Raw genomic sequence first — 25,668 nt, 5'->3', positions numbered from 1 at the left:
GGTCGTCCGGGGTCCGATCAGCCACACTACGACCCGTGCAGTTCGACGTGACGATCGAGATCCCGAAGGGCCAGCGGAACAAGTACGAGCTGGACCACGCCACCGGACGCATCCGCTTGGACCGGATGCTCTTCACCTCCACCCGCTATCCCGCGGACTACGGCTACATCGAGAACACCCTCGGCATGGACGAGGACCCGCTCGATGCCCTGGTCCTGCTCGACGAGCCGACGTTCCCCGGGTGCCTCATCACCTGCCGGGCCATCGGCATGTTCCGGATGACCGACGAGAAGGGCGGGGACGACAAGGTCCTCTGCGTGCCGGCCACCGACCCGCGCATGGCCCACCTCACCGACATCCACGACGTGTCGGAGTTCGACCGGCTGGAGATCCAGCACTTCTTCGAGACCTACAAGGACCTCGAGCCCGGCAAGTCGGTCGAGGGCGCCGACTGGGTGGGCCGCGCCGAGGCCGAGGCGGAGATCACCGCCTCGCTGCGGCGCGCCCAGGAAGCCGCCCCCCACCACTGAAGAAGGACCCCCCTTCCCCTCACGCCTCACGCTCGGCGGGGGCCCTGGAGGGCGGCCACCCTGGCCCCTCACCGAGCGGCCGCCGAGCGCACGACGGACGCCGACGGCGGTGCGCCCCTCCCCGGGGTGCACCGCCGTCGGCGTCCGGTCACGCGCTCTCCACGGGGGCTCGTGGGGTCGCCGTGAACGACAGCGGGCCCGTCCAGGTGGACGGGCCCGCTGTGTGCAGAGCCGCCTGTCGGAATCGAACCGACGACCTTCTCATTACGAGTGAGATGCTCTACCGACTGAGCTAAGGCGGCGGGCGTGCGGCGAACAGCTTACGTGACGGCTGGGCCGGCGCCGCGCAGGCCCCGTTCCGTGCCGCGCCGGGGGTGAGCGCTCACGCCGGCAACCGGAGCGCCACGGTGAGCGCCTCCACGGCGATCTGCGGCTTCACGTTCTGCTCGAGCGCCGTGCGGCAGGCCAGGACGGCGTCGATGCGGCGCAGCGCCCCCTCGGGCCCGATCCGCCGCGCCAGCTCCTCGGCGTCCGCCCGCCGGTCCGGGTGGTTCAGCGGCAGCGGCTCGGAATGCGCCGTCACGAGGACCAGCGCGTCCCGGTAGAGCCCGGCGAGGTCGACCAGGGCCCGGTCGAGCGAGTCCCGTCCCAGGCGGGTGGCCCGGGACTTCTGCCGCTTCTCCAGCTCCTTCAGCTGGCCTGCGCTGCCCCGGCTGGCCGCGGCGACACCCGGACCTCGGGCGCCCACGCCGAGGCTGGCCTTGAGCGCCTCGGTCTCGGCACCGTCGAGGGCCTCGGTCGCCGCGCTGGTCTCCTCCTGGGCCGCACCGACCAGGTCGTCGGCGGCGTTGAGGCAGGCCGCCAGCGAGACGAGGGACAGCGGGACGTCCAGCACGGCCTTGCGCGCCAGTCGCGCGTCCTCGTCGCGAGCCAGCCGCCGAGCGCGTCCGATGTGACCTCCGCAGGCGCCGGCGGCCCAGGCCGCCATCGCCGGGTCGATGCCGTCCCGGCGGACGAGCACGTCGGCGATGGCCTCCGCCGTCGGGGTCCGCAGCGTCACGACCCGGCACCGTGAGCGGATGGTGACCTTGACGTCGTCGGGGTGCAGGCTCGGCGCGCACAGCATGACCACGGTCCGCGGTGGTGGCTCCTCGATCATCTTCAGCACCGCGTTGGCCGCGCTCTCGCTCATGCGGTCGGCGTCCTCGACGATGATCATCTGCCACCGCCCCTGGGACGGCGCCCGGCCGGCCACGCGCACCAGTTCCCGGGCCTCGAGGACACCGATCGACAGCCCCTCGGGGTTGATGACCGTGACGTCGGCGTGGGTGCCGGAGAGCACCGTCCGGCACTCGTGGCAGGTGCCGTCGCCGCCGTTCGGGCACTGCAGCGCGGCGGCGAAGGCCCGGGCGGCCACCGAGCGGCCGGAGCCGGGCGGCCCGGTGAACAGCCACGCGTGGGTCATCGCCGCCGGGGAGGCCACCGCCGACTGCAGCTCGGCGACGACGGTGGGCTGGCCGATCACGTTCTCCCAGACGCTCATGCGCGCACCGCCAGCAGGGCGCCGACCCGGGCGCGGACGTCGGCGGCGAGGTCGTCGACCGGCCGGGTGGCGTCCAGCACGAGGTAGCGGCCGGGGTCGGCGTCGGCCAGCGTGCGGAACGTCGTCCGCACCCGCTGGTGGAAGTCCAGCGACTCGGACTCCAGCCGGTCGGCGACCGCCCGGCCGCGGGCGCGGGCCAGCCCGGTCTCCGGCGGGAGGTCCAGCAGCACGGTGAGGTCGGGGCGCAGGCCCTCGGTCGCCCAGCGGGAGATCGCCGCGACGTCGTGCATCGGGATGGTCCGCCCCGCGCCCTGGTAGGCCAGCGAGCTGTCGATGTAGCGGTCGGTGACCACCACCTCCCCCGCGGCGAGCGCCGGCCGCAGGACGGCGTGCGCGTGCTGGGCCCGGTCGGCGGCGTAGAGCAGCGCCTCCGCGCGCGGTGACAGACCGGTGTGGGCGCGGTCGAGCACGATGGCGCGGATCGCGGCGCCGGCCGGCGTCCCGCCCGGTTCGAGGGTCGCCCGCGCGGTGCGCCCCTGGCCGACGAGCCACTCGCACAGCAGCCGCACCTGGGTGGACTTCCCCGCGCCCTCGCCGCCCTCGAAGGCGATGAACAGGCCGGGCGGTGTCGCGCCGTCGGCCGAGACGGACAGGGCGGGCGGACCGTCGTCGGACACGGGGATCGCGGGCTCCAGTCGGGCGGGGAGGGTGCGGCCGCCACGGTACCGGGGCGGGACGACGGTCCCGGGCCTGGCGCGCGGCCCTACGGTCGGCCCGTGACGAGCACCGCCGCCTGGGACCCGGCCGGCTACCTCCGCTTCGCGGGAGAGCGCGCCCGCCCGTTCGCCGACCTGCTGGCCCGGGTGGGCGCCGAGGACCCCCGGGTGGTCGTCGACCTCGGCTGCGGGGAGGGCGCGCTCACCGCCTCGCTGGCCGGCCGCTGGCCCGAGGCGCGGGTCACCGGGGTGGACTCCTCGCCGGAGATGCTCGCCGCGGCGGCCGCGCACGCCGTCCCCGGACGGGTGGGGTTCGCGCTGGGGGACGTGCGGAACTGGGCACCGGAGGAGCCGGTCGACGTCCTCGTGACCAACGCGGTGCTGCACTGGGTGCCCGGACACGCCGACCTGCTGCGCCGGTGGGCCGGGCAGCTGGCGCCGGGCGGGTGGCTGGCGCTGCAGGTGCCGGGCAACTGGCGGGCCCCGACGCACACCCTGCTGGCCGCGCTGTGCCGGTCGACGCGCTGGGCGGGGCTGCTCGCCGGCGCCGCCCCGGCCGAGGACGCCGTCCTGGCCCCCGCCGGCTACCTGGACGTGCTGACCGGCGCGGGGCTGGCCCCCGACGTGTGGGAGACGACCTACCTGCACGTCCTCACCGGCAGCGACCCGGTGCTGCACTGGGTGCGCAGCACGGTGCTGCGACCGGTGCTCGCCCTGCTCGAGGAGGACGACGCCGCCGAGCTGACCGCCGAGTACGCGACGGCGCTGCGGGTGGCCTATCCGGCCCGCGCCGACGGCAGCACCGTGCTGCCGTTCCGGCGGGTGTTCGCGGTGGGCCGGGCGCCGGTCCCGGCCGACCGAGCCGCCGTCAGGTGATCGAGGTGGTCAGGCAGCCGGGCACCCCGCCGTCGGCCCCGCGCTCGAAGGCGTCGGTGCGCTCCTGGGCGCTGCCGTGGACCTCCACCTGCTCCTGGCCGTTCTCGTCGACGTAGACGGTCCCCCACGGGACGTCGCTGGCGACCGCGGCCAGCGAGTCGACGAACTCCTGGCTGTCGCCGTCCTCCAGGGTCAGCGAGCCGTCGTCGACGGCGCCCTGCAGCGCGGCGCCCGCCAGGCAGTCGGCCTGCAGCTCGTAGGCCTCGTCGACCAGCGCGGGATCGATCCGGGCGCTGACCGCGTGCGCCCACTCGTGCGCCACGACCAGGTAGACGAAGGCGTCGCCGAGCTGCTCGGACTGCATCATCAGGTCGACCTCGAAGGCCAGGAAGTCGCCGGCTCCGCAGTACCAGGCGTTCTCGCCCTGCAGGAGGACCTCGCCGCAGTACACCTCCTCCGCCGGGTAGTCGTAGAGCCCGGGGGCGCGGGAGCCCTCGACCAGCGAGGGGGCGGTGTAGCGGCCGGGGAAGTAGTCGCTCCAGTGGGCGGCCCACCAGGCGTCGACGGTCTCCAGGGCCACCTGGTAGTCGGTGTCGAAGTCGTCGCCCGGGCTGATGCTCGGGACGGCCACGGGCTCGTCCGGCGGCGCGGCCAGTCCGCCGGTGTCGGCCGCGGCGGGGGTCGCCACCCCGACCAGGACGGCGGTTGCGAGGGTCATCAGCACGCGGCCTGCGCGAGTCGGCATGGCAGCCTCCCGTGGACGGTCGAAGCAGGCTAGGGACACCCGCCCGGGCCCCCGCAAGCTCCCCGCCGGCAGCCGGCGACCCCCTCTGATCCGGAACTGGCGCGTTCATGACAGTTCGTGGTCGGGCGGCCCCGGTCCGTCGAGGGAGGTCGGGCCGCGGTTCGCGGCGGTGGGCGTCAGCTGGCGACAGGGGTGAGCCGGTAGGCGTCGGTTCGGTAGGGCAGCTCGACCAGGTCCCGGCCGCGGGTGTCGGGGTGGGTGTCGAGCACCGCGCGGACCTCCGCCAGGAACGCCGCGCGCCGCGCGTCGTCCATCGTGGCGACGTAGCTGCGGGTGGCGATCCCGTCGACCACCTGCTGCGGCGCGACCCGCTGGACGACGCCGGACCGGAACCGCTCGACGCGGGCGCCGAGCTCACGGGCGAACTCCTCGACGACCCGCTGGTCGGCCTCGTGGTCGCGGGACTCCGCGGTGAGCACCTCCCCGAGCGCGCCCACCCACGGCACCTGCTCGTCCCGGGTGTTCCAGACCAGTCCCACGACCCCGCCGGGACGCAGCACCCGCCGCATCTCCGCCGCCGCGGGGACGGGCTGGAACCAGTGCGCGGCCTGCCCGGCGACGACGGCGTCCACGGCCGCGTCGGGCAGCGGCACGTTCTCGGCGCCGCCGACCAGCCCCGCGACCTCCGGGTGGCGGGCGCGCAGCTCGGCCAGCATCCCCTCGGCCGGGTCGACGGCGACGACCTCGTGGCCGGCGGCGAGCAGGACGCCGGTGAGCAGCCCGGTGCCCGCGCCGAGGTCGAGCACCCGGCGCGGGCGCTCGCCGAGGAGGAAGGCGACCGCGTCGGCCGGATAGGTCGGCCGCAGCGCGGCGTACCCGGCCGCGACGGAGCCGAAGGAGCTCCGCCGGGCCTGCCAGTCCGCCGGGTCGAGGTCTCCGGTGGGCACCGGCCTCAGCCGGCCGGGACGGCGTCGGTGCCGGCGGCGGTCTTCTTCGCGGTGGCCTTCTTTGCCGTCGTCTTCTTCGCCGCGGTGGCCTTGGTGGCCGTCGTCTTCTTCGCCGCCGCCTTCTTCTTCGTGGCCTTCTTGGTGGTCGGCCGGGCGCGCCGGTCGGCGAGCAGCTCGGCGGCGCGCTCGAGGGTGATGCTCTCGACGTCGTCGCCCTTGCGCAGGCTGGCGTTGGTCTCGCCGTCGGTCACGTAGGGCCCGAACCGGCCCTCCCGGACGGTGATGGCGCCCTGGCTGACCGGGTCGGGACCGAGCTCCTTCAGCGGGGCCGCGGCGGCACGGCGCCCCCGCTGCTTGGGCTGCGCGAAGATCGCCAGCGCCTCGTCGAGGGTGACGGTGAACAGCCGGTCCTCGGACTCCAGCGACCGCGAGTCGCTGCCCTTCTTCAGGTAGGGCCCGTAGCGGCCGTTGAGGGCCTGGATCTCCTCGCCGTCCGGCGCCGAGCCGACCGTGCGCGGCAGGGTCAGCAGCTTGAGGGCGTCGTCGAGGGTCACCGTCTCCGGCGACATCGAGGAGAACAGGCTCGCCGTCCGCGGGGCCTCCTTGCTGCCCTCCGGGACGACCGTCGTGACGTAGGGCCCGTAGCGGCCGGCCTTGACCACGATCGGGAGGCCGGACTCCGGGTCGGTCCCCAGCTCGCGGTCACCGGAGGGGGCCGCGAGCAGCTCCTCGACCTTCTCCTGGGTCAGCTCGTCGGGGGCGAGGTCCTCCGGCAGGCTGACCCGCGGGCCCTCCTCGCCGCCGACCTGCAGGTAGGGGCCGTAGCGGCCGACGCGGACGACGACCGACTCACCGCCGGGCCCGGTGGCACGCAGCGGGATGGAGTTGACCCCGCGGGCGTCGATCTCCTCCAGCCGCTGGCCGATGACCTGCTTGAGACCGCCGGACTTCGCGATCGCCCCCGCATGCCGCCCCTCGCCGCCGAAGTAGAACTCGGTGAGCCAGTCGACGCGGCGCAGGTCGCCGGCCGCGATCTCGTCGAGCTCCTCCTCCAGGCTGGCCGTGAAGTCGTAGTCGACGAGCTGGGCGAAGTGCTGCTCGAGGAGGTTCACCACGGCGAAGGCGACGAAGGAGGGCACCAGTGCAGCGCCCTTCTTCCAGACGTACCCGCGGTCCTGGATGGTCTGCATGATCGACGCGTACGTCGACGGCCGGCCGATGCCGAGCTCCTCGAGCCGGGCGACCAGGCTCGGCTCGGTGTAGCGCGACGGCGGGGTGGTGGTGTGGCCCTTGGCCTCCAGCTGTCGGGTGTCGAGCTGCTGCCCGCGCTCCAGGCGGGGCAGCCGCCGCTCGGCGTCGTCGCTGCCGTGGTCGTCGTCGGTGGCGCCCTCGTCGCGGGACTCGACGTAGGCGCGGAGGAACCCGGGGAAGGTGATGGTCCGGCCGCTGGCGGTGAACTCGACGGCCTCGTCGGTGGTGCTGCGGCCGGCCAGGCGGATGCTCACCGTCTGCCCGACGGCGTCGGCCATCTGCGAGGCGACGGTGCGCTGCCAGATCAGCTCGTAGAGCCGGAACTCGTCGCGGGCCAGCTGCCCGGCGAGCTGGCCGGGGGTGCGGAAGCTGTCACCGGCGGGGCGGATCGCCTCGTGCGCCTCCTGCGCGCCCTTGGCCTTCTTGGCGTACCTGCGCGGCTCGGCGGGGACGAAGGCGTCGCCGTAGAGCTGGCGCGCCTGGGTGCGGGCGGCGTTGATCGCCTCGTTGGAGAGGTTGGTCGAGTCGGTCCGCATGTAGGTGATGTGGCCGTTCTCGTACAGCCGCTGGGCCACCCGCATGACCTGCGCCGAGGACCAGCCGAGCTTGCGCCCGGCCTCCATCTGCAGCGTCGAGGTGGTGAACGGCGCGTACGGACGCCGGCGGTAGGGCTTCTCGTCGACCCGGCTGACGGTGACCTGGCGGCCCTCGAGACGAGCGGCCAGGCCGCGGGCGCCGGCCTCGTCGAGGTGCACGACGTCGCCGGTGACCCGCCCGGTGGCGGGGTCGAAGTCGCGGCCGGTGGCGACCCGGCTGTCGTCGACGCTGACGAGCTTGGCGCGCAGCGTCGTGGGCTCGCCCTCGTCGGCGCCGGCGCGCTGGCCGGTCACGGCGAAGGTGCCCTCCAGCGACCAGTAGTCGGCCGAGTGGAAGGCCATGCGCTCCCGCTCGCGCTCGACGACGATCCGCGTGGCCACCGACTGGACCCGGCCCGCCGAGAGCTTGGGCAGGACCTTCTTCCACAGCACCGGGCTGACCTCGTAGCCGTAGAGGCGGTCGAGGATCCGGCGGGTCTCCTGGGCGTCGACCAGCGCTGTGTCGAGCTCCCGCGGGTTGGCCACCGCCCGGGCGATCGCCTCCGGGGTGATCTCGTGGAACACCATGCGGCGCACCGGCACCCGCGGCTTGAGGGTGTCGACGAGGTGCCACGCGATGGCCTCGCCCTCGCGGTCCTCATCGGTGGCGAGGTAGACCTCGCTGGCGTCCTTGACCAGTTGCTTGAGCCGGCTGACCTGCTGCTTGCGGTCGGGGCTGACCACGTACAGCGGCTCGAAGGCGTTGTCGACGTCCACGCCGAGGCGGGCCCAGGAGGCGCCCTTGTGCTCGGCGGGCACGTCGGCGGCGTTGCGCGGGAGGTCGCGGATGTGCCCGACGCTTGCCTCGACGACGTAGCCGTTGCCGAGGTAGCCCGCGATCTTCCCGGCCTTGGTGGGCGACTCCACGATGACCAGCGGCCGTCCGCCGCCGGCCGCCGCGGTCCGCCGGCGGGCAGGCGTGCTCGTGCCACCGGCCGTCCGGCCGGCGGTCTGGCTGCCGTTGTTCGCGGTCTTCGTGGGGGCCACGGTGCTCCTGTCGGTGCTGCTCGGTGCAGGCGCCGGCGGTTCGGCGCCGGGTGGCGCGGTTGCTGCGCGTACACCCTCGGCGACGCCACGGTAGGCCACGACCCCGACGCGGAGCCGCTCGGCGACCTGCCGTGGGCGTGCCGTCCCCCGCTCCAATGGCCGGGGACGCCCCCGTGTTCCCGGGCCCGCCGTGTCGCTCACCCCGGCTCCCGTGTCCCCGCGACCGCCGCGCCGATCGCCGCGACGGTCGGGCGGTCGAGGTCGTAGTACTCGGTGTGCAAGGTGTCCCAGTCGGTGGGCAGCTCCGTGGCGCCGAAGCCGGGGCCGTCGGTCTCCCAGCCGTGCCAGTCGAGGGCGCCGGGAACGGGGTCGAGGATGGATGAGGCCTCGTACACCTCGTCGACCTCCAGGTCGGCCGCCCGGTTGTCCATGCCCGGACTGGCGACCAGGACGACCGCGTCGGCCGCGAACCGGCCCGGCGCATCGACGGCCCGGTCGATCACGACGTTGCCGTAGCTGTGCCCGATGACCGTGGTGCGCGGCTGGTCACCTGCCCCGTGGGCCCGGGAGGCGGCGAGTCCGTCGAGGGCCCGGTCCAGCGCCGGGCCGCCCGCGTTGGCGTAGCTCGTGGACACGGCCGTGGCCAGGGTCGGCGGCGTCCGGTACGCCATCCAGGCGATCGTCGCGACCGACGCCGCGGGAGCCGCGGCCACCGCGGCGTCGGCGACCGCCTCGGCGTCGTCGACGAGGTCGTCGAGGTCCTCGGCGGGCTCGTTGCCCGTCCCCGGCACGAGCAGGGCCACCGAGTCGGCGGTGTCCACGTCCCCCAGGCCCAGCGCCACCAGCCCCTGCTGCGGCTGGAACTGGAGCAGTTGCACCGCCTCGCCGGCGGCCTCCCGCCCGGCGATCCCGGCGGCCACGGACACCGCGACGTCGTGCCCCGCCGCGGCCGGCTCGGCGACGACCTCCTCGAGGTGGCGGCGGTTGGCCTCGTCGCGGGCCCATCCCGGGAGGCCGTCGAGCGAGCCGATGAGCGCGGGGGTCCGGACGATGGCCTGTTCCCGTTCGGCCGTGGAGAGCCCCGCCCACCACGCGGCCGCCGCCTGCGGCGGGGCCGACAGCAGGTTCGTGGGGTGCGGTGCCGGCGGCAGCGAGAGCAGGTCGGCGAGGACGCCGAACCCGGCCGGGCCGGTCGCCCGTCCGATGCCCACGGGGGCGAGGGCGTCCGCCGCCGCCGTCGCGGCGACCCCGGCGCGCGCGGCGGCCTCCAGCGCCTCGGCCGCGAGCTCCTGCGCCCGGAGCACCGCGGCGGTCTGGTCGGCGTCGAGACCGGGCGCGAGCGCGAGGCCGCCGGCCGGTCCGAGCCCCACCAGCCGGCCGGCGTCGTCGAGCGTGACCGGGACGGCAGCCGCGGCGGCCAGCGCCTGCTCGGCCAGCTGCTGCGCCGTGTCGGCCGCACCGAGCAACTGCTGAGCCTCGTGCGAGGACTCGGTGAGGGCCGTGGTCACCGACGTCGCGACGGAGGAGACCTCGACCAGCGCAGCGGCGGCGGCCTGGGCGGCGGGGCCGTACCAGCACTGCGCGTCGTCCAGCGACCGGCCGACGGCCTCCATGCGGGCCCGCCAGGCCGGCAGCCGTCCGGCCACCGCGTCCAGGGTGGAGACCGCGCCGCGCAGGAGCGGGAGGTCCCACCCGGCGACCGCCGCCAGCGGTGGGGCGCTCACCGCGGGGCCGTGCCCTGGCGGCGCGCGAGCAGCCGGTCGGACAGCGTCGCGTCGGTCAGCCGGTAGGAGTCGACCGCGGCCCGGAGGGTGCCCGCCAGGACGTCGGTGTGCTGGGCGAGCAGGTCCAGTAGGGTGCTCCACCCCGTGCCGGCCGCTCCCGCCTGCTCCCCTGCCTCCCCGCCGAGCGCCGTCCCCAGGGACACGGCGGTCGATCCGCACAGCCGGGCATCGTCGGCCAACTCGGTGGCCAGGTGGGCCAGCTCGTCGGCGAGGGCGTCGATGGCATCGAGCTGGGCGGTGATGGTTCCGGACAACGAGGACCTCCCGGCGGTCGGCCCGGCCCACCTGCGGGACCGGCGCGCCGGACGTTAGGGAGGCCCGGGGACCCACCGCCGCGGCTCGTCCACAGCCGCACCCGGCGTCCACAGAAAGCGCCGGGATCCTCCGGCCGGCGCGGCGCCGGCCGGAGGATCCCGGCGTGCGTTCAGGGAGCGGTGGTGGTGAGGGTGGTGTCCGCCGAGCTGTCCGCGGTGCCGCCGACGACCACCGACCGCCGCTTGGAGACGACGACGGCGCCGACGATGATCGCGGTCGCCGCGAGGGCGATCACGACGCGCAGCGTGGTGTTCTGGTCCTGCCCGACCGACATGCTGACCACGGCCGGGGCGATGATCAGCGCCACCAGGTTCATCACCTTGATCAGCGGGTTGATCGCCGGACCGGCGGTGTCCTTGAACGGGTCGCCGACGGTGTCGCCGATGACCGTCGCGGCGTGCGCCTCGCTGCCCTTCCCGCCGTACGCCCCGTCCTCGACCATCTTCTTGGCGTTGTCCCAGGCCCCGCCGGAGTTGGCGAGGAAGACGGCCATGAGGGTGCCCGCCGCGATCGCGCCGACCAGATAGGCCGCCAGCGGGCCGAATCCGAGCCCGAAGCCGACCGCGACCGGCGCCAGCACGGCGAGCAGACCCGGGGTGGCCAGCTCGCGCAGCGAGTCCTTGGTGCAGATGTCGACGACCGCGCTGTAGTCGGGCCGCTCGGTGTAGTCCATGATCCCGGGCCGGGTCCGGAACTGCTCCCGGACCTCGAAGACCACCCGGCCGGCCGCCCGCGAGACGGCGCTGATCGCCAGGCCGGAGAACAGGAACACGACCGCCGCGCCGAGGAGCGCGCCGACGACGTTGTCCGGCTCCACGAGGCTGAACGCCTGCCCGAGGTCGACCCCCTCCAACGCGGCGCGGACCTGCTCGTTGTACGAGCCGAACAGGGCGGTGGCGGCCAGCACGGCCGTCGCGATCGCGATGCCCTTGGTGATGGCTTTCGTGGTGTTGCCGACGGCGTCGAGGTCGGTGAGCACCCGGGCGCCGTCCTCGTCGATGTCGCCGGACATCTCGGCGATGCCCTGGGCGTTGTCGCTGACCGGCCCGAAGGTGTCCATGGAGACGATGACCCCGGCGGTCGTCAGCAGGCCGCAGCCGGCGAGGGCGACCGCGTAGAGCGCGGCGCCGCCGCCGACCAGGAACGCGCCGTAGACCGCACCGCCGATCAGCAGGGCCGCGTACACCGCCGACTCCAGGCCCAGCGAGATGCCGGAGAGCACGACGGTCGCCGGCCCGGTCAGCGAGCTGCGGCCGACGTCGCGCACCGGCTTGCGGCTGGTCTCGGTGAAGTAGCCGGTGAGCTGCTGGATGGCCGCGGCGAGCACGATGCCCACCAGCACCGACACGAAGCCGAGCACCTGCGGGCTGACCACGGAGTCAGGTACGTCGGCGACGCTCGGCAGCACGGTGAAGGACGCGGCGGCGACCAGCACCAGCGAGACGACCGCGGAGGCGAAGAAGCCGCGGTTGATCGGCGCCAGCCCGCTGGCGTCGCTCTTGCCGGGGTTGCTGGCGAGGATCCCCACTACCGACGCGATGATCCCGATCGCGGCGACGGTGAGCGGGAAGACCATCCCGACCGCCCCGAAGAAGACCTGGCCGAGGATGAGCGCGGCGACGAGGGTGACCGCGTAGGACTCGAACAGGTCGGCGGCCATGCCCGCGCAGTCGCCGACGTTGTCGCCCACGTTGTCGGCGATGGTGGCCGCGTTGCGCGGGTCGTCCTCGGGGATGCCCGCCTCGACCTTGCCGACGAGGTCCGCGCCGACGTCGGCGGCCTTGGTGAAGATGCCGCCGCCGACGCGCATGAACATGGCCAGCAGCGCGCCGCCGAAGCCGAAGCCCTCGAGGACGACGGGGGCGGTGTCGTTGTAGAGCAGGAGTGCCAGGGCTGCGCCGAAGAGGCCGAGGCCGACGGTGATCATCCCGCAGACGCCGCCGGTGCGGTACGCGATGCGGAAGGCCGGCCGGTAGCCACCGGTGCGGGCGGCCGCGGCCACGCGGACGTTGCCGCGGGTGGCCAGGGTCATCCCGATGAACCCGACCGTCGCCGAGAACAGCGCCCCGATGAGGAAGAACAGCGCCCGGCCGATGCGGGTCCCCCACCCGCCGTCGTGCACCGGGAGGACGAGGAGCAGCAGGAAGACGATGACGGCGAAGACGCCCAGGGTGCGGAACTGCCTGCGCAGGTACGCCGCCGCACCCTCCTGCACCGCCCTGGCGATGTCGCGCATCGTCGGCGTCCCCTGGTCGGCGGCCATGACGGCGCGCACCAGGTAGGCGGCGAAGGCGAGGGCGGCGATGGATATGGCGAGGACGATCGTCACGAGGACGACGTCCCCACCGGAGAGTGCACTGTCCGGCATGTGTTTCCTCCAAGCGGTCGGCTGCCCCCGGGGCCCACCTGCGCTCCGGTCGGCGGAGGTCCACGTCCAGGTGTACGGGGGTCCGCACGCCTGCGCGCCGCGTGAGTGTAAGGGAGATCACAGGCTGTACCGACCCCTCGACGAACCGTTCGCGATCTCGCTTCCGGAGACCGGCCGGGGTTGCCGCGAGGTGTGACAGTGGAGGGGTGACCGAGCTCGCGAGGTCACCCAGAGACACAGCACCCGTGGGCGCCCGGACGACGAGCGCCAGCGAGGAGAACGCGTGACCACGCTCCACCCGGTCCGGTCGGCTCCCCCTCCCGGCACGGACCCTCTTCCCGGTGGGGTCCTCCCCGGCGCCGACCTGCTGGCCGCCCTGCTGGCCGGGACGCCGGAGGAGGAGCAGCCCGTCACCCACGTCCACCGGGTCCCGGTGCGGGCGAGCCGCACGCGACCGTGGCCGGAGTGGGTGAGCCCGCAGCTGCGCGAGCGGCTGGAGGCCCAGGGCCTGCGCGCGCCCTGGCGCCACCAGGTGGAGGCCGCACGGCTCGCCCGCGACGGGCAGCACGTGGTGGTGGCCACCGGGACCGCGTCGGGCAAGTCGCTGGCCTACCAGTTGCCGGCCCTGACCCGGCTGGCCGAGGACCCCCGCGCCTGCGTCCTCTACCTCGCGCCGACCAAGGCGCTCGCCCGCGACCAGCTCTCCTCGGTCGCCGCCCTGGCCGACTCCTCGGTGCGGCCGGCGGCCTACGACGGCGACACCCCGATGGAGGAGCGGGAGTGGGTCCGGCGGCACTCGCGCTGGATCGTCACGAACCCGGACATGCTGCACCGCGGCGTGCTGCCGGCGCACCAGCGGTGGTCGAGCACCCTGCGGCGGCTGGCCTACGTCGTGGTGGACGAGTGCCACTCCTACCGCGGGGTCTTCGGCTCGCACGTCGGCCACGTGCTGCGGCGCTTGCGGCGGATCTGCCGCCGCTACGGCGCCGACCCGGTGTTCCTGCTGGCCTCGGCCACCGTCGCCGAGCCGGCCGCGGCCGCCAGCCGGCTGGTGGGCGCCCCGGTCGTCGCGGTCACCGAGGACGGCTCACCCCGGCCCGGAGCCACCTTCGCGCTGTGGGAGCCGCCGCTGACCGAGCGCACCGGCGAGCACGGCGCCCCGCTGCGCCGGTCGGCCGCCGCGGACGCCGCGACGCTGCTGGCCGACCTCGTCGAGCGGGGCGCCCGGACGCTGGCGTTCGTCCGCTCCCGGCGCAGCGCCGAGTCCGTCGCCGAGCAGGCCCGGCGGGTGCTCGCCGACCGCGGCCGCGGGGACCTGGCCCGCCGCGTGGACTCTTACCGCGGCGGCTACCTGCCCGAGGAGCGGCGAGAGCTGGAGCGGGCGCTGTCAGCGGGGGAACTGCTCGGGGTCGCCACGACCAACGCCCTCGAGCTGGGCATCGACATCGCCGGGCTCGACGCCGTCGTCCTCGCCGGTTACCCCGGGACGCTGGCGTCGCTGTGGCAGCAGGCGGGCCGGGCCGGCCGGGCCCAGCGCGAGTCCCTGGTCGTCTTCGTCGCGCGGGACGACCCGCTGGACCACTACCTCGCCCACCACCCCCGGGCGGTCTTCGGGCGGCCGGTGGAGGCGACGGTCACCGACCCCACCAACCCCTACGTGCTCGGCCCGCAGCTGTGCTGCGCCGCCGCGGAGCTGCCTCTGCGCCCGGAGGACCTCGCCGAGTTCGGCGGCGCCGCGGCCGAGGCCCGCGTCGAGGAGCTGGTCGCCGAGGGGCTGCTCCGGCGCCGCCCGACCGGCTGGTACTGGGCCGGCCGCGGCCGTCCCGACGTCGACATCCGGGGCAGCGGCCTGGAACCGGTGACGATCATCGAGGGCGACACCGGACGGCTGCTGGGCACCGTGGACGGCGACGCCGCGCACGCGACCGTGCACACCGGAGCCGTGTACGTGCACCGCGGCGAGACCTACGTCGTGGACGAGTTCTGCGTCGAGGACGCCGTCGCCGCCGTGCACGCGGAGAGCCCCGACTGGACGACGGTCGCCCGCGACACCACCGACCTGTCCATCGTCTCGACCGACCGCTCGCGGCGCCTGGGCACCGTGACCGCCCACACCGGCGTGGTGGACGTCGTGAACCAGGTGGTCGCCTACCAGCGGCGGCGGCTGGGCACCGGCGAGGTCCTCGCGGAGTTCCCGCTCGACCTGCCGCCGCGCCAGCTGCGCACCCGCGCCGTCTGGCTGACCCTGAGCGAGCAGGCCGTGGCCCGGGCCGAGGTGGACGACGCGGCCCTGCCCGGTTCCCTGCACGCCGCCGAGCACGCGGCGATCGGCATCCTGCCGCTGCTGGCCACCTGCGACCGCTGGGACCTCGGCGGCGTCTCGACCGCGCTGCACCCGGACACCGGTGCGGCGACGGTCTTCGTCTACGACGGCCACCCCGGCGGCGCGGGGTTCACCGACCGCGGGTTCGACGCGCTGCGCCGCTGGCTGCAGGCCACCCGGGCCACGGTCGCCAGCTGCGAGTGCGAGAGCGGCTGCCCCTCCTGCGTGCAGTCGCCGAAGTGCGGCAACGGCAACGAGCCGCTGGACAAGGACGGCGCGGTCCGGGTGCTCGACGTCGTCCTCGACGAACTGGCCGTGGCCGCGGAGAGCGGCGCGGTCACCGACGACGAGGAGGACCCGGACGACGCCGGTCACGGGCCCGTCCAGGCGGGTCCCGGGCCGGTCCCCGCAGAGCCGGGAGCCGCCCCGGCGGCCGGCGACCCGCCCTCCGCGCCCGGCGGTGCCACCGGGCGGCCGGCCGGGTCCCAGGACGAGGACGAGGACGACCTCGTCTTCTGACGCCCTCGGTGCGTCGCCGTCACGCGCCCGCGGCCGGCCCGGGCAGCACCGGCCCGGCCCGGGCGCGGGCGGTGGCCGAGCCGGTGCCCAGCGGACCGAGGCGGACGCGGACCTCGACGGCGACCTCCACGACCGCGCCGGGGTCCACGCCGCAGTCGGTCAGGCGCGCACCGTTGGCCCGGGCCACTCCCGCGGCCACTCCGCAGGCGTCGGAGCGCCCCCGCACGGCGGACTCCGCTCCGGCCAGGGCGGCGAGGTCGGCCGCGCCCGTCGCCCGGTGCCGGCCGACCACCGCCGAACCGACCAGCACGACGGCCATCCCGATCGCCGCGAGCAGCCCCGCCAGCGCGACCACCCACACGGTGGCCGACCCACGGTCCCCGGCGAGCCGACGTCGGGCGGTCATCCGTTCGCCGCCGACGGCTCGGCTCCCGGCTCCCGCTGGGCGACGGCGGTGGCCGAGACCCGCAGGCGCAGCGGCAGCGGACCCAGCGGCGACACCTCCGCGGCGACGGTCACCGCCACCGCCGTCCCGTCCTCGGCCACCGTCGTCACCGCGCCGTCGGGTGCGGCCCGCCCGGCGAGGTCGAGCACCAGCGCGGGAGCCTCACCGCGGGCCGCGGCCCGGGCTCCCTCGCGGGCGGCGTCGACGCAGCGCAGCTGGGCGGCCACGACGGTCACCGCCGCCACCGCCCCGGCGAGGACGAGGAGCAGCACGGGCAGGACGACCGCTGTCTCGGCGGTCACCATCCCCGCCTCGCGGTCGTGTGGGGTCCGCAGCTTTCCGAGGCGACGCCGCAGCCTCCGCGCCGGCGCCACGGTCAGGAGAGGGTGGCCAGCGCGGAGGAGACCAGCTCGCCGAGCGCGTCGACGACCGAGCCGCCGGTGACCACGCGGTAGAGGACCGCCGCGAAGGCGCAGGCGGCCACGGTGCCGACCGCGTACTCGGCGGTGCTCATGCCGGCCTCGCCGGTGGCGCGGACCCTCGCCCAGCGGGCCCGGAGGGAGCCGCCGGTGGGGCGGGTGTCATCCGCCGCGTCGGAGGCGTCGTCGGCCGGGAGATCGGGCTCCGGCGTCTCGGGGACGAGGTGCGGGGGCGAGTCGACGGTCATGGGTCCTCCTCGGTGTCGGGCCCGCCGTCCGGGCCGCTGCTGTCGACCCTCGCGGCGGCCGGGGGTCCGCCGGCCGGACCGGAGCCATCTGTGGACGGGGACGACCCCTGTGGACGGCCGTGCGGGGGTCAGCCGAAGACGTCGGCGGCGATGCCGAGGACCAGGGGCACGACGCCCAGGCAGAGGAAGGCCGGCAGGAAGCAGGCGCCGAGCGGCGCCAGCACCCACACCCCGGCCCGGCGGACGGCGGCGTCCCTGCGCCCCCGCGCCTCCGCACGGGTGTCCCCGGCCAGCGCGTGGAGGGCGGCCACGACCGCGGACCCCGACTCCCCCGCCCGGACCACGACCCGCCCGAGACCGGCCAGCTCCGGCGGGACGTCGTCCCACGCCCGCCGGGGTGGCGCGCCCAGCCGGTACAGCCCGGCGACCGTCGCGAGCTCGGCGCCCAGCGGCGCCGGCAGGGCGCCGGCCACGGCGGCGAGCGCACGGCCGACGGGCAGGCCGGCCGCGAGGCACACCGCCAGGAGGTCGCAGGCCACCGGGAGGTCGGCGCTCAGCAGGGACCCCGACGTGTTCGCCCCGTCCCTCCCCCGCAGCAGCCGCTCCCCCACGACGCCGACCACCCCGGCGGTCAGGACGCCCATCAGCCCGCCCACGAGCAGCCCTGCGGCCAGCCCCGCCGCCCCGGCCAGCAACCAGCGACGACGCGGCCCGGGAGGTGCCGGGGCGCCGGGGACCTGGCCCGGCTGCGGCACGGCGAGAGAGCGGGCGCGGGCGGCGACGACCGACCGGCCCGGTGACCAGACGACCAGCGCGGCGGCCAGGAGCAGGACCGCGGCGGAGCTCACCGCACGGCCCGGCGGACGAGGCGGGACGTCCAGGCCAGCCCGGCGGCCTCGAGCGCGGCGCCCGCGACCAGCAGGACCTGCCCGGTGGGCGTGGTGGTCAGCACGCGCCACGGGTCGGCGCCGATGCCGCTGCCCATCGCGAGGGCGAGGACCGGCAGCGCGGCCAGCAGCAGCGCACTGGCCCGGGACCCCGCCGTCGCCGAGCGCAGGTCCGACCGCTGGCGGCGGCGGGCGCGCAGGTCGTCCTCGACGGCTGCGAGCACCGCGGCCAGGGAGCAGCCGGTCCGCTGGCTCAGCACCGCGGCCGCGGACACCCGCCGCAGGGCCGCCGCCAGTTCCCCGGGAGGGGCTCCGTCGTCGGAGGTCGGGCTGCGGACCGCCCGGACCAGGGCCCGTCCGCTCTCCTCGTCGGCGCACGCATCCGCGGCGGCCGCGGCGGCGGCCTCCAGCGTCCGCCCGGCACGCAGCTCCGCGGCGAGCGCGGACAGCGCCTCGGCCAGGGCCGCCAGGCCCGCCTCGTCCCTCGCGGCGGCCCGACGCCGCAGCTCGGCGCGGGCGAGGAGCGCGGCGGCTCCTCCCGCCAGCGCCGCCACCAGCCAGGTGCTGGCGAGCAGTCCTGCGCCGGCTGCGGCGCAGCCCCAGACCAGGGGCAGCGGCAGCGGAGGGAGGGACACGGGGGTCGCCCGCCGCCCGGACAGCTCGGCCCACCGCGCCCGGCGCACCGCCCGGCGGTCCGGCCACAGCAGGAGGGCGGCGCAGAGCAGCACCAGCGGACCGGTCACCGGAGCGGCTCCCCCTCCGGTTCGAGGAGCTCGGCCAGCCGCTCGGCACCCGGGCACGGCCTCCCGTCGGCGCGCCACCCGGGCTCCACGACGACGAGGTCGCCGGCGCGGCGGACGAGGCCGATCTCGTCGACGCGGCGCCCCGACGGGGTGCGGCTCAGGTGCACGACCAGCGTGAGCGCGGCGGCCGCCTGGCTGTGCACCGCCAGCCGGTCCAGCCCCGCGGCCACGCCCAGGGCCTCCAACCGTGCCGGCACCTCGGCCGGCCGATTGGCGTGCAGCGTGCCGCAGCCACCGTCGTGGCCGGTGTTGAGGGCGGCGAGGAGGTCGGTGACCTCGGCGCCGCGCACCTCGCCGACCACGAGCCGGTCCGGTCGCATGCGCAGTGCCTGCCGGACCAGGTCGCGCAGGGTCACCTCCCCGACCGCCTCGACGTTCGGCGGGCGGGTGGCCAGGCGGACCACGTGCGGGTGCGCCGGCGCCAGCTCGGGCGCGTCCTCGCACAGCACCAGCCGCTCCGACGGTGGGACGAGGCCCAGCAGCGCCGACAGCAGCGTCGTCTTGCCCGACCCGGTACCGCCGGTCACCAGGAACGCCAGCCGGCGGGCGACGACGGCCGCGAGCAGGTCGGCCGACCGGCCGGGCAGCGTGCCGCGCGCCGCCAGCTCGGCCAGTGGCATCGACGCCCGGCGGAGCACCCGCAGGGACAGGCACGTGCCGCTGCCCGACACCGGCGGCAGCACGGCGTGCAGCCGCGTCCCGTCGGGCAGGCCGGCGTCCACCCACGGGGCGGCGTCGTCGAGCCGTCGTCCGGCCGCGGCGGCGAGCCGGACGGCGAGCCGGCGGACGGCGTCCTCGTCGGGGAACCGGACCGGCGTGCGTTCCAGCCCGGCCCCGCGGTCGAGCCAGACCTCGTCGGCACCGTTGACCAGCACGTCGCTCACCCCGGGTTGCCGCAGCAGCGGCTCCAGCGGCCCGGCGCCGGCCAGCTCGTCCACCGCCTCGTGCACCGCGCGCAGCACCTCGTCGTCGGCCAGCAGCCCGCCGGACTCCTCCCGGACCACGGCCGCCACCGCGGCCCGCGTGGGCGCCTCCGGCTCCAGGGCCAGGCGGGCCCGGACCCGGTCGACGAGCGCCCCGCCGGTCATGCCGCGACCCCGGCGGGTGAGGACAGCTCCGCGAGCAGGAGGCGGGCCAGGGAGCCCAGCGGCGAGCGCGGCCCCAGGTGCGGGGGTTCGCCGCGCTCGCCGCGCGCCACCGCGCTGCGGTCGTGCGCAAGCTCGGCGAGGACGGGGCGACCGACGACGTCGGCGACCTCGTCCGCGGACAGCCCGCCGGGGACCGGCCGCACGACCAGCCGCGCCGAGGACCAGGCCCCCGGCGTCCCGTCGGGGGGTGCCTCGACCAGCGAGCGCGCCGCCGATGCCGCGCGCAGCCGTCCGGGCACGACCAGCACCGACAGGTCCGCGTCGGCGAGCACCAGGTCGGCCACCTCCGGGCCGGCGGTGCGCGGGAGGTCGACGACCACCGGCCGGCCGCCGGCCCGGGCCGCCTCCGCCACGGCGCCGACCGCCGCGGCCGGGACCTCCGCCGGGGCGGCGCGGGAGGCCGAGAGCACGGACACGCCGGCCACCTCGGGCAAGGCCGCCATCAGGGCGTCGCCCGCGACCCGGCCCCGCAGGCCGGCCAGCTCCGGCCAGCGGAGCCCCTCGGCGCGCTCGGCACCCAGGAGCAGGTCCAGACCGCCGCCGAAGCCGTCGGTGTCGACCAGCAGGACGCCGTCGGCCCCGGGCGCCGCGGCGAGGGCCACCGCGGCGGCGACCGTGCTGGCGCCCGCGCCGCCGCAGCTCCCGCCCACGACCACCAGCCGGCCGCGGTCGACCGGACGGCGCAGCGCCGAGCCCACCCGGGACAGCAGCCACTGCTCGTCGTCGGGCAGCACGACCACGCGTTCCGCGCCGAGCTCCACCGCCGCGGCCCACGCCGGGGCGGGGAGCTCCGCCGGGGCCACGACCACGACCCCGGGCCGCCGGGGCAGCCCCCGCACCGGCCCGGTGGCGAGCACGTCGGCACCCAGCAGCACCAGCGGCGCCTCGCGGTGGGCCCGGCGCAGCGCCGGACCGCCGGTGGCCACCTCCGGCTCGGCGCCGGCGGCAGCCAGCACCCGCAGGAGGTCGTCGAGGAGCTCCTCGTCGGCACTAACGAGGAGGGGGCGGGCGGGGGGTGTCCGGAGGGCAGGCACGCGTCCAGCCCAGTGGGTGCCGGTGCGGGGCGGGAGTGGCCGGCGGGATCTGTGGATGACTCGAAGGGATGTGGACGGCGCGCGATCCGCCGCACGGTCAGCCGGTCCACTTACAGTCGTGAACCGTGACCCGCGCAGCGGCGTTCTTCGACCTGGACAAGACGGTCATCGCGAAGTCGAGCACGCTCGCCTTCGGCCGGCCGTTCTTCCAGGGCGGGCTGATCAACCGCCGGGCCGTCCTCAAGGGCGCCTACGCGCAGTTCGTGTTCTCCCTGTCCGGCGCGGACGCGCAGCAGATGGAGCGCATGCGGGCGCAGATCACCCAGATGTGCACCGGCTGGGACGTCGCCACGGTGCACGAGATCGTGCGGGAGACGCTGCACGACATCGTCGACCCGCTGGTCTACGCCGAGGCCGCCGACCTCATCGAGGAGCACCGGGCGGCCGGGCGCGAGATCGTGATCGTCTCGAGCAGCGGCGCGGAGATGGTGGAGCCGATCGGCGAGATGCTCGGCGCCGACCGGGTGGTGGCCACGCGCATGGTGACCGTCGACGGCCGCTACACCGGCGAGATCGACTTCTACGCCTACGGGGAGAACAAGGCGGTCGCGGTCCGCGAGGTGGCCGCCGAGAGCGGCTACGACCTCGCCGACTGCTACGCCTACAGCGACTCGGTCACCGACCTCCCGATGCTGTCGGAGGTGGGCCACCCCACCGCGGTCAACCCCGACCGGGCCCTGCGCCGCGCCGCGGCCGAGCGGGGCTGGCCGGTGCTGGAGTTCAGCCGCCCGGTGTCCATGCGGTCGCGCTTCCCCGTCCCGACGGCGCCGGTGGTGACCGGCGCGGCGGCCATGGGCGTGGGCGCCGCGGTGGTGGGCCTGGCCTGGTACGCCCGCCGACGGGCGTTGCGCGAGGGTGCGCTCGGCCGGACCTCCCCCACGTCGGCGAGCGGACGGCGGCGTCGCCGGGGCGCCTGACGCCGGACCTCCTGACCCACCCCTCCCCGGCTCGCCGCGGGCGCGGGACGGAGTCCTCCGCCGGCTCAGAGCGGCAGGTGTTCCCGCACCCGGTCCACGAGGGTGCGCACCGCCGACACGGGCCGGAACGCCCGCGCCGCCGCGGTGAGCGCCGCCTGCTCGTCGGGACGGAGCGGGATGTCCGCGGCGGCGGCGTTGGCCTCGACCTGGGCGACGCTCGACGCCCCGGGGATGACCACCACGCGCGGCAGGGAGACCAGCCAGGCCAGGGCGATCTGGGCCGGGGTGACGTCGTGCGCCGCGGCGACCTCCCGGAGGACGTCGAGCAGCGGCTGGGCCCGCCGGAGGTTCTCCGTGCCGAACAGGGGGTTGGCCGCCCGCACGCCGCCGGGGCGGTGGTCCACGCCGTAGCGGCCGCCGAGCAGTCCCTGCGCCAGCGGGCTGTAGGCCATGACCATCCGGCCCTCCCGCTCGGCGAAGGGCACCAGGTCCTCCAGCGGCCCGGGCACGGCGAGCGAGAAGTGCACCTGGTTGCTGACCACCGGGCGGCCCAGCGCGGCGTCGGCGGCCTGCCAGCGGTCGAGGGAGTAGTTGGAGACACCGACGGCGCCGATGCGGCCGGCGTCGAGCAGGTCCCGCATGCCCGGCATGATCACCGAGTCCGGGACCAGCGGGTTGGGCTGGTGCACCTGGTAGAGCGGGATCCGGTGCAGGCCCAGCCGGCGGGCGCTGCCGGCGAAGCGGTTGCGCACCACCGGCGGGAACGGGGCGACGGGGAAGACCTTGCTGGCCACGACCACGCCGGCCCGTTCCCCGCCCAGCGCGTCGCCGAGGATCCGCTCGCTGCGGCCGAACCCGTAGACCTCGGCGGTGTCGAACAGCGTGATGCCCAGCTCCCGGGCCCGCCGGACGATCCGGCCGGCCTCCCCGGAGGCGTAGGCGTCGCCGTACCCCCACTCGCGCGAGCCGAACTGCCAGGTCCCCAGGCCGACCCGGCTGACCGCACCGAGCCCGTCGACGTCGAGAGTCCGCACGTCGTCCAGTCTGCCCGTCAGCCGCGCAGGATGGCCTCCGCGATCGCCAGCCCCTCCAGGGCCCCGTGCTCGGTGGCCCGGCAGCAGTGCACCAGCCACGCCGCCACGCCCTCGGGCTCCCCCGCGGCGTACCCGGCCAGCGTGCGCGCGTACTGCTCGCGGCCCAGTTCCACGAAGCCGACCTCGGGCACCGACACCGCCTTCGGGTCCAGGCCCCGGGCGATGCCGGTCAGCCGGGCCGCCGCCCGGGCGACGATGCCGTCGGCCGTCCCGAACGGCGCGAGGGCGGCCAGCTCGCCGTGGACCACCGCCGCCACGAGAACGGCGGGCACCGCGGTCGCCCCGGCGACCAGCGAGAACAGACCGCTCAGCCGCGGGCCGGCGTGCGCGGCCGGGCGGCCGAGGTCGGATCGGTCGACGAGGTCGGCCGCGGCGAGCACGTGCAGCCGGGCGAGGACCTGGCCCGGCGCGCGTGGCCAGGTCTCGACCATCGACCCGAGGGCCACCGACGTGCGCAGCGCGCCCTGCACGACCGGCTCCTCCACCCGACCGGCGCGCAGGTCGGCCAGCGGGAGGTCGACCCCCTCGAGGGCGGCCGACGCGCGGGCGCCGCGCAGCGCCGACTCGGTGCTGATCTCGGCCGACCGGTTCCGCATGAGCCGGTGGCGGAGCAGCCGGTCGATGCCGGCGCGGGCGCTGTCGGCGGCGTCCCGGACACCGGGCAGCTCCAGGAGGGGGGCGAGCGGGTCGGGACCGCTCGGGCGGGGAGCCGGCCGGGTGGCGCCGGGTCGCACGGGGATGGTCACGAGGTCCTCCTGGCTGGCGCTCGTCGCCCCCGGGACGAAGGCTGACCCGGGACCGACGCTGCTGGGTGGTGCGGGCGGGCTCGCACGCCCGCTCACCGCGACGACGGTACGAGGGAGTCGTCGGTGACCGGCGGCAGGCTGGCTACGCTGCCTCCCACCATGGCCCAGCCGCTGACCCTCCTCCTCGTCCGCCACGGGCAGAGCGAGTGGAACGCCACGGGCCGCCTGCAGGGCCAGACCCCCTCCGTGCCGCTGACCGAGCTCGGGCACGTCCAGGCGGCTCGGGCCGCGCGGGAGCTCGCCGACCTGCGGCCCGGCGTGCTGATCTCCAGCGACCTGCGCCGGGCGGTGCAGACTGCCGAGCACTGCGCCGCGGCGACCGGCCTGCCGTTCACCACGACCCCGGCGCTGCGGGAGCAGGGCTACGGAGTCCTCGAGGGACGCCCGTCGCGAGAGCTGTGGGACGTCGTGGACTGGACCGATCCGCACTGGGCGGCCGAGGGCGGGGAGAGCCTGGCCGAGCTGCACGGGCGGGTCGCGGCCTACCTCAAGCACCTGTGCGCCGAGCCGCCCGCCGCGGTGATCGCGCTGGTCACGCACGGCGACACGATCCGCGCCGCGCAGGCCGTCGCCGCCGGGCTGGGCGCGGACGCGATGCCGGTCGTCACCGCGCACAACGGCACGATCACCCGGCTGGAGCTCGTGCTGTGACCGGCGACCGGGGACGGCGGAGCGCCCGGTGAGCAAGGTGCTCGTGCTGGGCGGCTCCCGGTCGGGCAAGTCCGCGCACGCCGAGCACCTGGTGGCCGGCGCCGACGCCGTCACGTACCTGGCCACCTCGCCCCCGGTGCCGGACGACGCCGAGTGGGCCGCCCGCGTGGCGGCGCACCGGGCCCGGCGCCCGGCGTCCTGGACGACCGTGGAGACGACCGCGCCCGGCGACCTGGTGCGCCCCGGAACGGTGCTGGTCGACAGCGTCACCACGTGGGTCGCGGCGCTCATGGACGAGGCCGGCGTGTGGACCGACGCACCCGGCGCCGCGGCCCGGCTCGCCGGCGGCTGCGACGCCCTGGTGGACGCCTGGACCACGACACCCGCGCACGTGGTGGCCGTCTCCGACGAGGTGGGGCTGGGGGTGGTCCCGGAGACCCGGTCGGGCCGGCTGTTCCGGGACACCCTGGGCGCGGTCAACCAGCGGCTGGCCGGCACGGCCGACGAGGTGTGGTTCGTGGTGGCCGGGCTGCCCCAGCGGCTGCGATGAGGTGGACCGGCCCGCTGGAGTCAGCCGCGCTGCTCACCGTCCTGCGCGTCCCGGCGGCCGCGGCGGCCTCCACGAGGGGCGTGCTCCCGTGGGCCCCGCTGGTGGGGCTGGTGCTCGGCGGGATCGCCACCGGGGTCGCCGCGGCCGGGGCGGAGCTGGTCTCCCCGCTGGTGGGGGCCGTGCTGGGCACCGCCGTCCTGGCGGTGCTGACGCGTGGCCTGCACCTGGACGGGCTGGCCGACACCGCCGACGGCCTCGGCCCGCTGCGCGGCCGGGAGCGGGCGCTGCAGGTGATGCACCAGGGCGACGTCGGCCCGTTCGGAGTGGTGACGGTGCTGTTGACCGTCCTGCTGCAGGTGGCCTGCGCCGCGGCCCTCCTCGGCACCCCCGACGGCTGGACGGCGCTCTGGCTGGCCCCCCTCGTCGCCCGGCTGGCGATGGCCCGCACCGGTCTGCCCGGCGTCGCGGTGGCCGCGGGCTCGTCGCTGGCGCGGTCGGTGGCGGGCACGGTGTCGAGGCGGTGGCTGGTCGCGTGCGGCCTCGCCGCGGCGGCCCTGGTCGTGGCCGCCGCGGGCGGCGACCTCGCGCGGGCCGGTCGGCTGGCCGTCAGCGCGGCTGCCGGTCTGCTCGCGGCCGAGGTCCTGCTGCGCCGGGCGCGCGCCCGCCTGGGCGGCGTCACCGGCGACGTCATGGGGGCGATGGGCGAGGCCGCGGCCGCGGCCACCCTGCTGGTGGCCGCGGCCGTCCTGGGCTGAGGAGCGGCGGCCCCGTCCAGAGTCTCGCCGTGGCCCCGTCCCGGGGCCCGCCCTGAGCTCGCGAAGGGAGGGGAGGACGGGGTCCTTCTCCGGTGAGGAGGACAGGGTCCTTTCTCAGCGCCGGTGGAGCAGGCCCCCCACCAGGCCTCGCAGACCACCCGAGGCGGCGGTCGTCGGCCGGCCTCGGCCGGTGGACATCGTCTTCCGGCCCGTCGTGCGGGCCGAGGTCCGGCCCATGCCGCGGCCGGTCGACATGCCACGGCCTGCCGACCGTGCCGTGCCCCGTCCGGCGGCGCGGCCCCCGCGGGTCGC

Annotated in this window: 24 protein-coding genes and 1 tRNA gene; 7 read left to right on the top strand and 18 right to left on the bottom strand. The window is 76.5% G+C overall.

The window, feature by feature from the left end; translation table 11 throughout:
* Positions 1 to 35 precede the first annotated feature (35 nt).
* The gene (locus tag ACI79D_RS03930) at positions 36 to 530 is read left to right on the top strand and encodes an inorganic diphosphatase (protein ID WP_456917005.1); all 495 of its coding nucleotides are present in this window, start codon (positions 36 to 38) and stop codon (positions 528 to 530) included.
* Positions 531 to 759: 229 nt separating this feature from the next.
* On the opposite strand, the gene ACI79D_RS03925 is transcribed toward ACI79D_RS03930, so the two are convergent.
* From ACI79D_RS03925 to tmk, 3 genes are all read right to left on the bottom strand, one after another.
* Positions 760 to 832 (bottom strand) — tRNA-Thr (locus ACI79D_RS03925).
* A gap of 80 nt (positions 833 to 912) precedes the next feature.
* Entirely contained in the window at positions 913 to 2,073 is a 1,161-nt protein-coding gene (locus tag ACI79D_RS03920; protein ID WP_456917004.1) for a DNA polymerase III subunit delta', read from the bottom strand.
* On the bottom strand, positions 2,070 to 2,750 hold the full coding sequence (gene tmk / locus ACI79D_RS03915; protein WP_456917003.1) for a dTMP kinase: 681 nt from the start codon (positions 2,748 to 2,750) through the stop codon (positions 2,070 to 2,072). Before tmk ends, ACI79D_RS03920 begins: the two co-directional genes overlap by 4 nt.
* A 99-nt stretch (positions 2,751 to 2,849) precedes the next feature.
* On the opposite strand from tmk, the gene ACI79D_RS03910 reads away from it, so the two are divergent.
* Entirely contained in the window at positions 2,850 to 3,665 is an 816-nt protein-coding gene (locus ACI79D_RS03910; protein WP_456917002.1) for a trans-aconitate 2-methyltransferase, read from the top strand.
* Here the strand turns inward: ACI79D_RS03910 and ACI79D_RS03905 are convergent.
* The 6 genes from ACI79D_RS03905 to ACI79D_RS03880 form a co-directional block, all read right to left on the bottom strand.
* Positions 3,658 to 4,410, bottom strand: coding sequence for a hypothetical protein (locus ACI79D_RS03905; RefSeq protein WP_456917001.1), 753 nt, complete (start codon positions 4,408 to 4,410; stop codon positions 3,658 to 3,660). The genes ACI79D_RS03910 and ACI79D_RS03905 overlap by 8 nt on opposite strands.
* Before the next feature lie 176 nt (positions 4,411 to 4,586).
* The gene (locus ACI79D_RS03900; RefSeq protein ID WP_456917000.1) at positions 4,587 to 5,357 is read right to left on the bottom strand and encodes a class I SAM-dependent methyltransferase; all 771 of its coding nucleotides are present in this window, start codon (positions 5,355 to 5,357) and stop codon (positions 4,587 to 4,589) included.
* A gap of 5 nt (positions 5,358 to 5,362) precedes the next feature.
* Positions 5,363 to 8,230, bottom strand: a complete 2,868-nt coding sequence (gene topA / locus ACI79D_RS03895) for a type I DNA topoisomerase (protein ID WP_456916999.1) — start codon at positions 8,228 to 8,230, stop codon at positions 5,363 to 5,365.
* A gap of 197 nt (positions 8,231 to 8,427) precedes the next feature.
* On the bottom strand, positions 8,428 to 9,954 hold the full coding sequence (locus tag ACI79D_RS03890; RefSeq protein WP_456916998.1) for an alpha/beta hydrolase: 1,527 nt from the start codon (positions 9,952 to 9,954) through the stop codon (positions 8,428 to 8,430).
* The gene (locus ACI79D_RS03885) at positions 9,951 to 10,268 is read right to left on the bottom strand and encodes a hypothetical protein (protein WP_456916997.1); all 318 of its coding nucleotides are present in this window, start codon (positions 10,266 to 10,268) and stop codon (positions 9,951 to 9,953) included. Before ACI79D_RS03885 ends, ACI79D_RS03890 begins: the two co-directional genes overlap by 4 nt.
* A 170-nt stretch (positions 10,269 to 10,438) precedes the next feature.
* Positions 10,439 to 12,697, bottom strand: coding sequence for a sodium-translocating pyrophosphatase (locus tag ACI79D_RS03880; protein ID WP_456916996.1), 2,259 nt, complete (start codon positions 12,695 to 12,697; stop codon positions 10,439 to 10,441).
* A 283-nt stretch (positions 12,698 to 12,980) separates the two neighbouring features.
* Here ACI79D_RS03880 and ACI79D_RS03875 point away from each other — a divergent pair, with 283 nt between their 5' ends.
* Positions 12,981 to 15,539: a DEAD/DEAH box helicase gene (locus ACI79D_RS03875; RefSeq protein WP_456916995.1), complete on the top strand. Its 2,559-nt coding sequence runs from the start codon at positions 12,981 to 12,983 to the stop codon at positions 15,537 to 15,539.
* Between the two features lie 19 nt (positions 15,540 to 15,558).
* Here ACI79D_RS03875 and ACI79D_RS03870 read toward each other — a convergent pair whose 3' ends face one another.
* The 7 genes from ACI79D_RS03870 to ssd form a co-directional block, all read right to left on the bottom strand.
* Positions 15,559 to 15,945, bottom strand: a complete 387-nt coding sequence (locus ACI79D_RS03870) for an Rv3654c family TadE-like protein (protein WP_456916994.1) — start codon at positions 15,943 to 15,945, stop codon at positions 15,559 to 15,561.
* Positions 15,942 to 16,289: a TadE family type IV pilus minor pilin gene (locus tag ACI79D_RS03865; protein WP_456916993.1), complete on the bottom strand. Its 348-nt coding sequence runs from the start codon at positions 16,287 to 16,289 to the stop codon at positions 15,942 to 15,944. Before ACI79D_RS03865 ends, ACI79D_RS03870 begins: the two co-directional genes overlap by 4 nt.
* Before the next feature lie 71 nt (positions 16,290 to 16,360).
* Entirely contained in the window at positions 16,361 to 16,651 is a 291-nt protein-coding gene (locus ACI79D_RS03860) for a DUF4244 domain-containing protein (protein WP_456916992.1), read from the bottom strand.
* Between the two features lie 128 nt (positions 16,652 to 16,779).
* Positions 16,780 to 17,499, bottom strand: a complete 720-nt coding sequence (locus tag ACI79D_RS03855; protein WP_456916991.1) for a type II secretion system F family protein — start codon at positions 17,497 to 17,499, stop codon at positions 16,780 to 16,782.
* Positions 17,496 to 18,281: a type II secretion system F family protein gene (locus ACI79D_RS03850; protein ID WP_456916990.1), complete on the bottom strand. Its 786-nt coding sequence runs from the start codon at positions 18,279 to 18,281 to the stop codon at positions 17,496 to 17,498. The genes ACI79D_RS03855 and ACI79D_RS03850 overlap by 4 nt, the downstream gene beginning before the upstream one ends.
* On the bottom strand, positions 18,278 to 19,429 hold the full coding sequence (locus tag ACI79D_RS03845; RefSeq protein WP_456916989.1) for a TadA family conjugal transfer-associated ATPase: 1,152 nt from the start codon (positions 19,427 to 19,429) through the stop codon (positions 18,278 to 18,280). Before ACI79D_RS03845 ends, ACI79D_RS03850 begins: the two co-directional genes overlap by 4 nt.
* Positions 19,426 to 20,523: a septum site-determining protein Ssd gene (gene ssd / locus ACI79D_RS03840; protein ID WP_456916988.1), complete on the bottom strand. Its 1,098-nt coding sequence runs from the start codon at positions 20,521 to 20,523 to the stop codon at positions 19,426 to 19,428. Before ssd ends, ACI79D_RS03845 begins: the two co-directional genes overlap by 4 nt.
* Before the next feature lie 125 nt (positions 20,524 to 20,648).
* On the opposite strand from ssd, the gene ACI79D_RS03835 reads away from it, so the two are divergent.
* Entirely contained in the window at positions 20,649 to 21,500 is an 852-nt protein-coding gene (locus ACI79D_RS03835) for an HAD-IB family hydrolase (RefSeq protein ID WP_456916987.1), read from the top strand.
* 65 nt (positions 21,501 to 21,565) lie between these two features.
* Here the strand turns inward: ACI79D_RS03835 and ACI79D_RS03830 are convergent, their stop codons facing one another.
* Positions 21,566 to 22,534, bottom strand: coding sequence for an aldo/keto reductase (locus ACI79D_RS03830; protein ID WP_456916986.1), 969 nt, complete (start codon positions 22,532 to 22,534; stop codon positions 21,566 to 21,568).
* 17 nt (positions 22,535 to 22,551) lie between these two features.
* Positions 22,552 to 23,340 (bottom strand): oxidoreductase, encoded by a 789-nt coding sequence (locus ACI79D_RS03825; protein ID WP_456916985.1) that lies wholly within the window; start codon positions 23,338 to 23,340, stop codon positions 22,552 to 22,554.
* 159 nt (positions 23,341 to 23,499) lie between these two features.
* On the opposite strand from ACI79D_RS03825, the gene ACI79D_RS03820 reads away from it, so the two are divergent.
* The 3 genes from ACI79D_RS03820 to ACI79D_RS03810 are packed head-to-tail and all read left to right on the top strand — an operon-like array spanning position 23,500 to position 25,356.
* Positions 23,500 to 24,051, top strand: a complete 552-nt coding sequence (locus ACI79D_RS03820; RefSeq protein ID WP_456916984.1) for a histidine phosphatase family protein — start codon at positions 23,500 to 23,502, stop codon at positions 24,049 to 24,051.
* Positions 24,052 to 24,079: 28 nt separating this feature from the next.
* Positions 24,080 to 24,601, top strand: a complete 522-nt coding sequence (gene cobU, locus ACI79D_RS03815; RefSeq protein WP_456916983.1) for a bifunctional adenosylcobinamide kinase/adenosylcobinamide-phosphate guanylyltransferase — start codon at positions 24,080 to 24,082, stop codon at positions 24,599 to 24,601.
* On the top strand, positions 24,598 to 25,356 hold the full coding sequence (locus tag ACI79D_RS03810) for an adenosylcobinamide-GDP ribazoletransferase (RefSeq protein WP_456916982.1): 759 nt from the start codon (positions 24,598 to 24,600) through the stop codon (positions 25,354 to 25,356). The genes cobU and ACI79D_RS03810 overlap by 4 nt, the downstream gene beginning before the upstream one ends.
* Positions 25,357 to 25,668: the final 312 nt, after the last annotated feature.

This window comes from Geodermatophilus sp. SYSU D00708, assembly GCF_054050115.1.
Note: the sequence above shows the minus strand (reverse complement) of the source record. Positions and strands in the feature narration are given on the sequence as shown.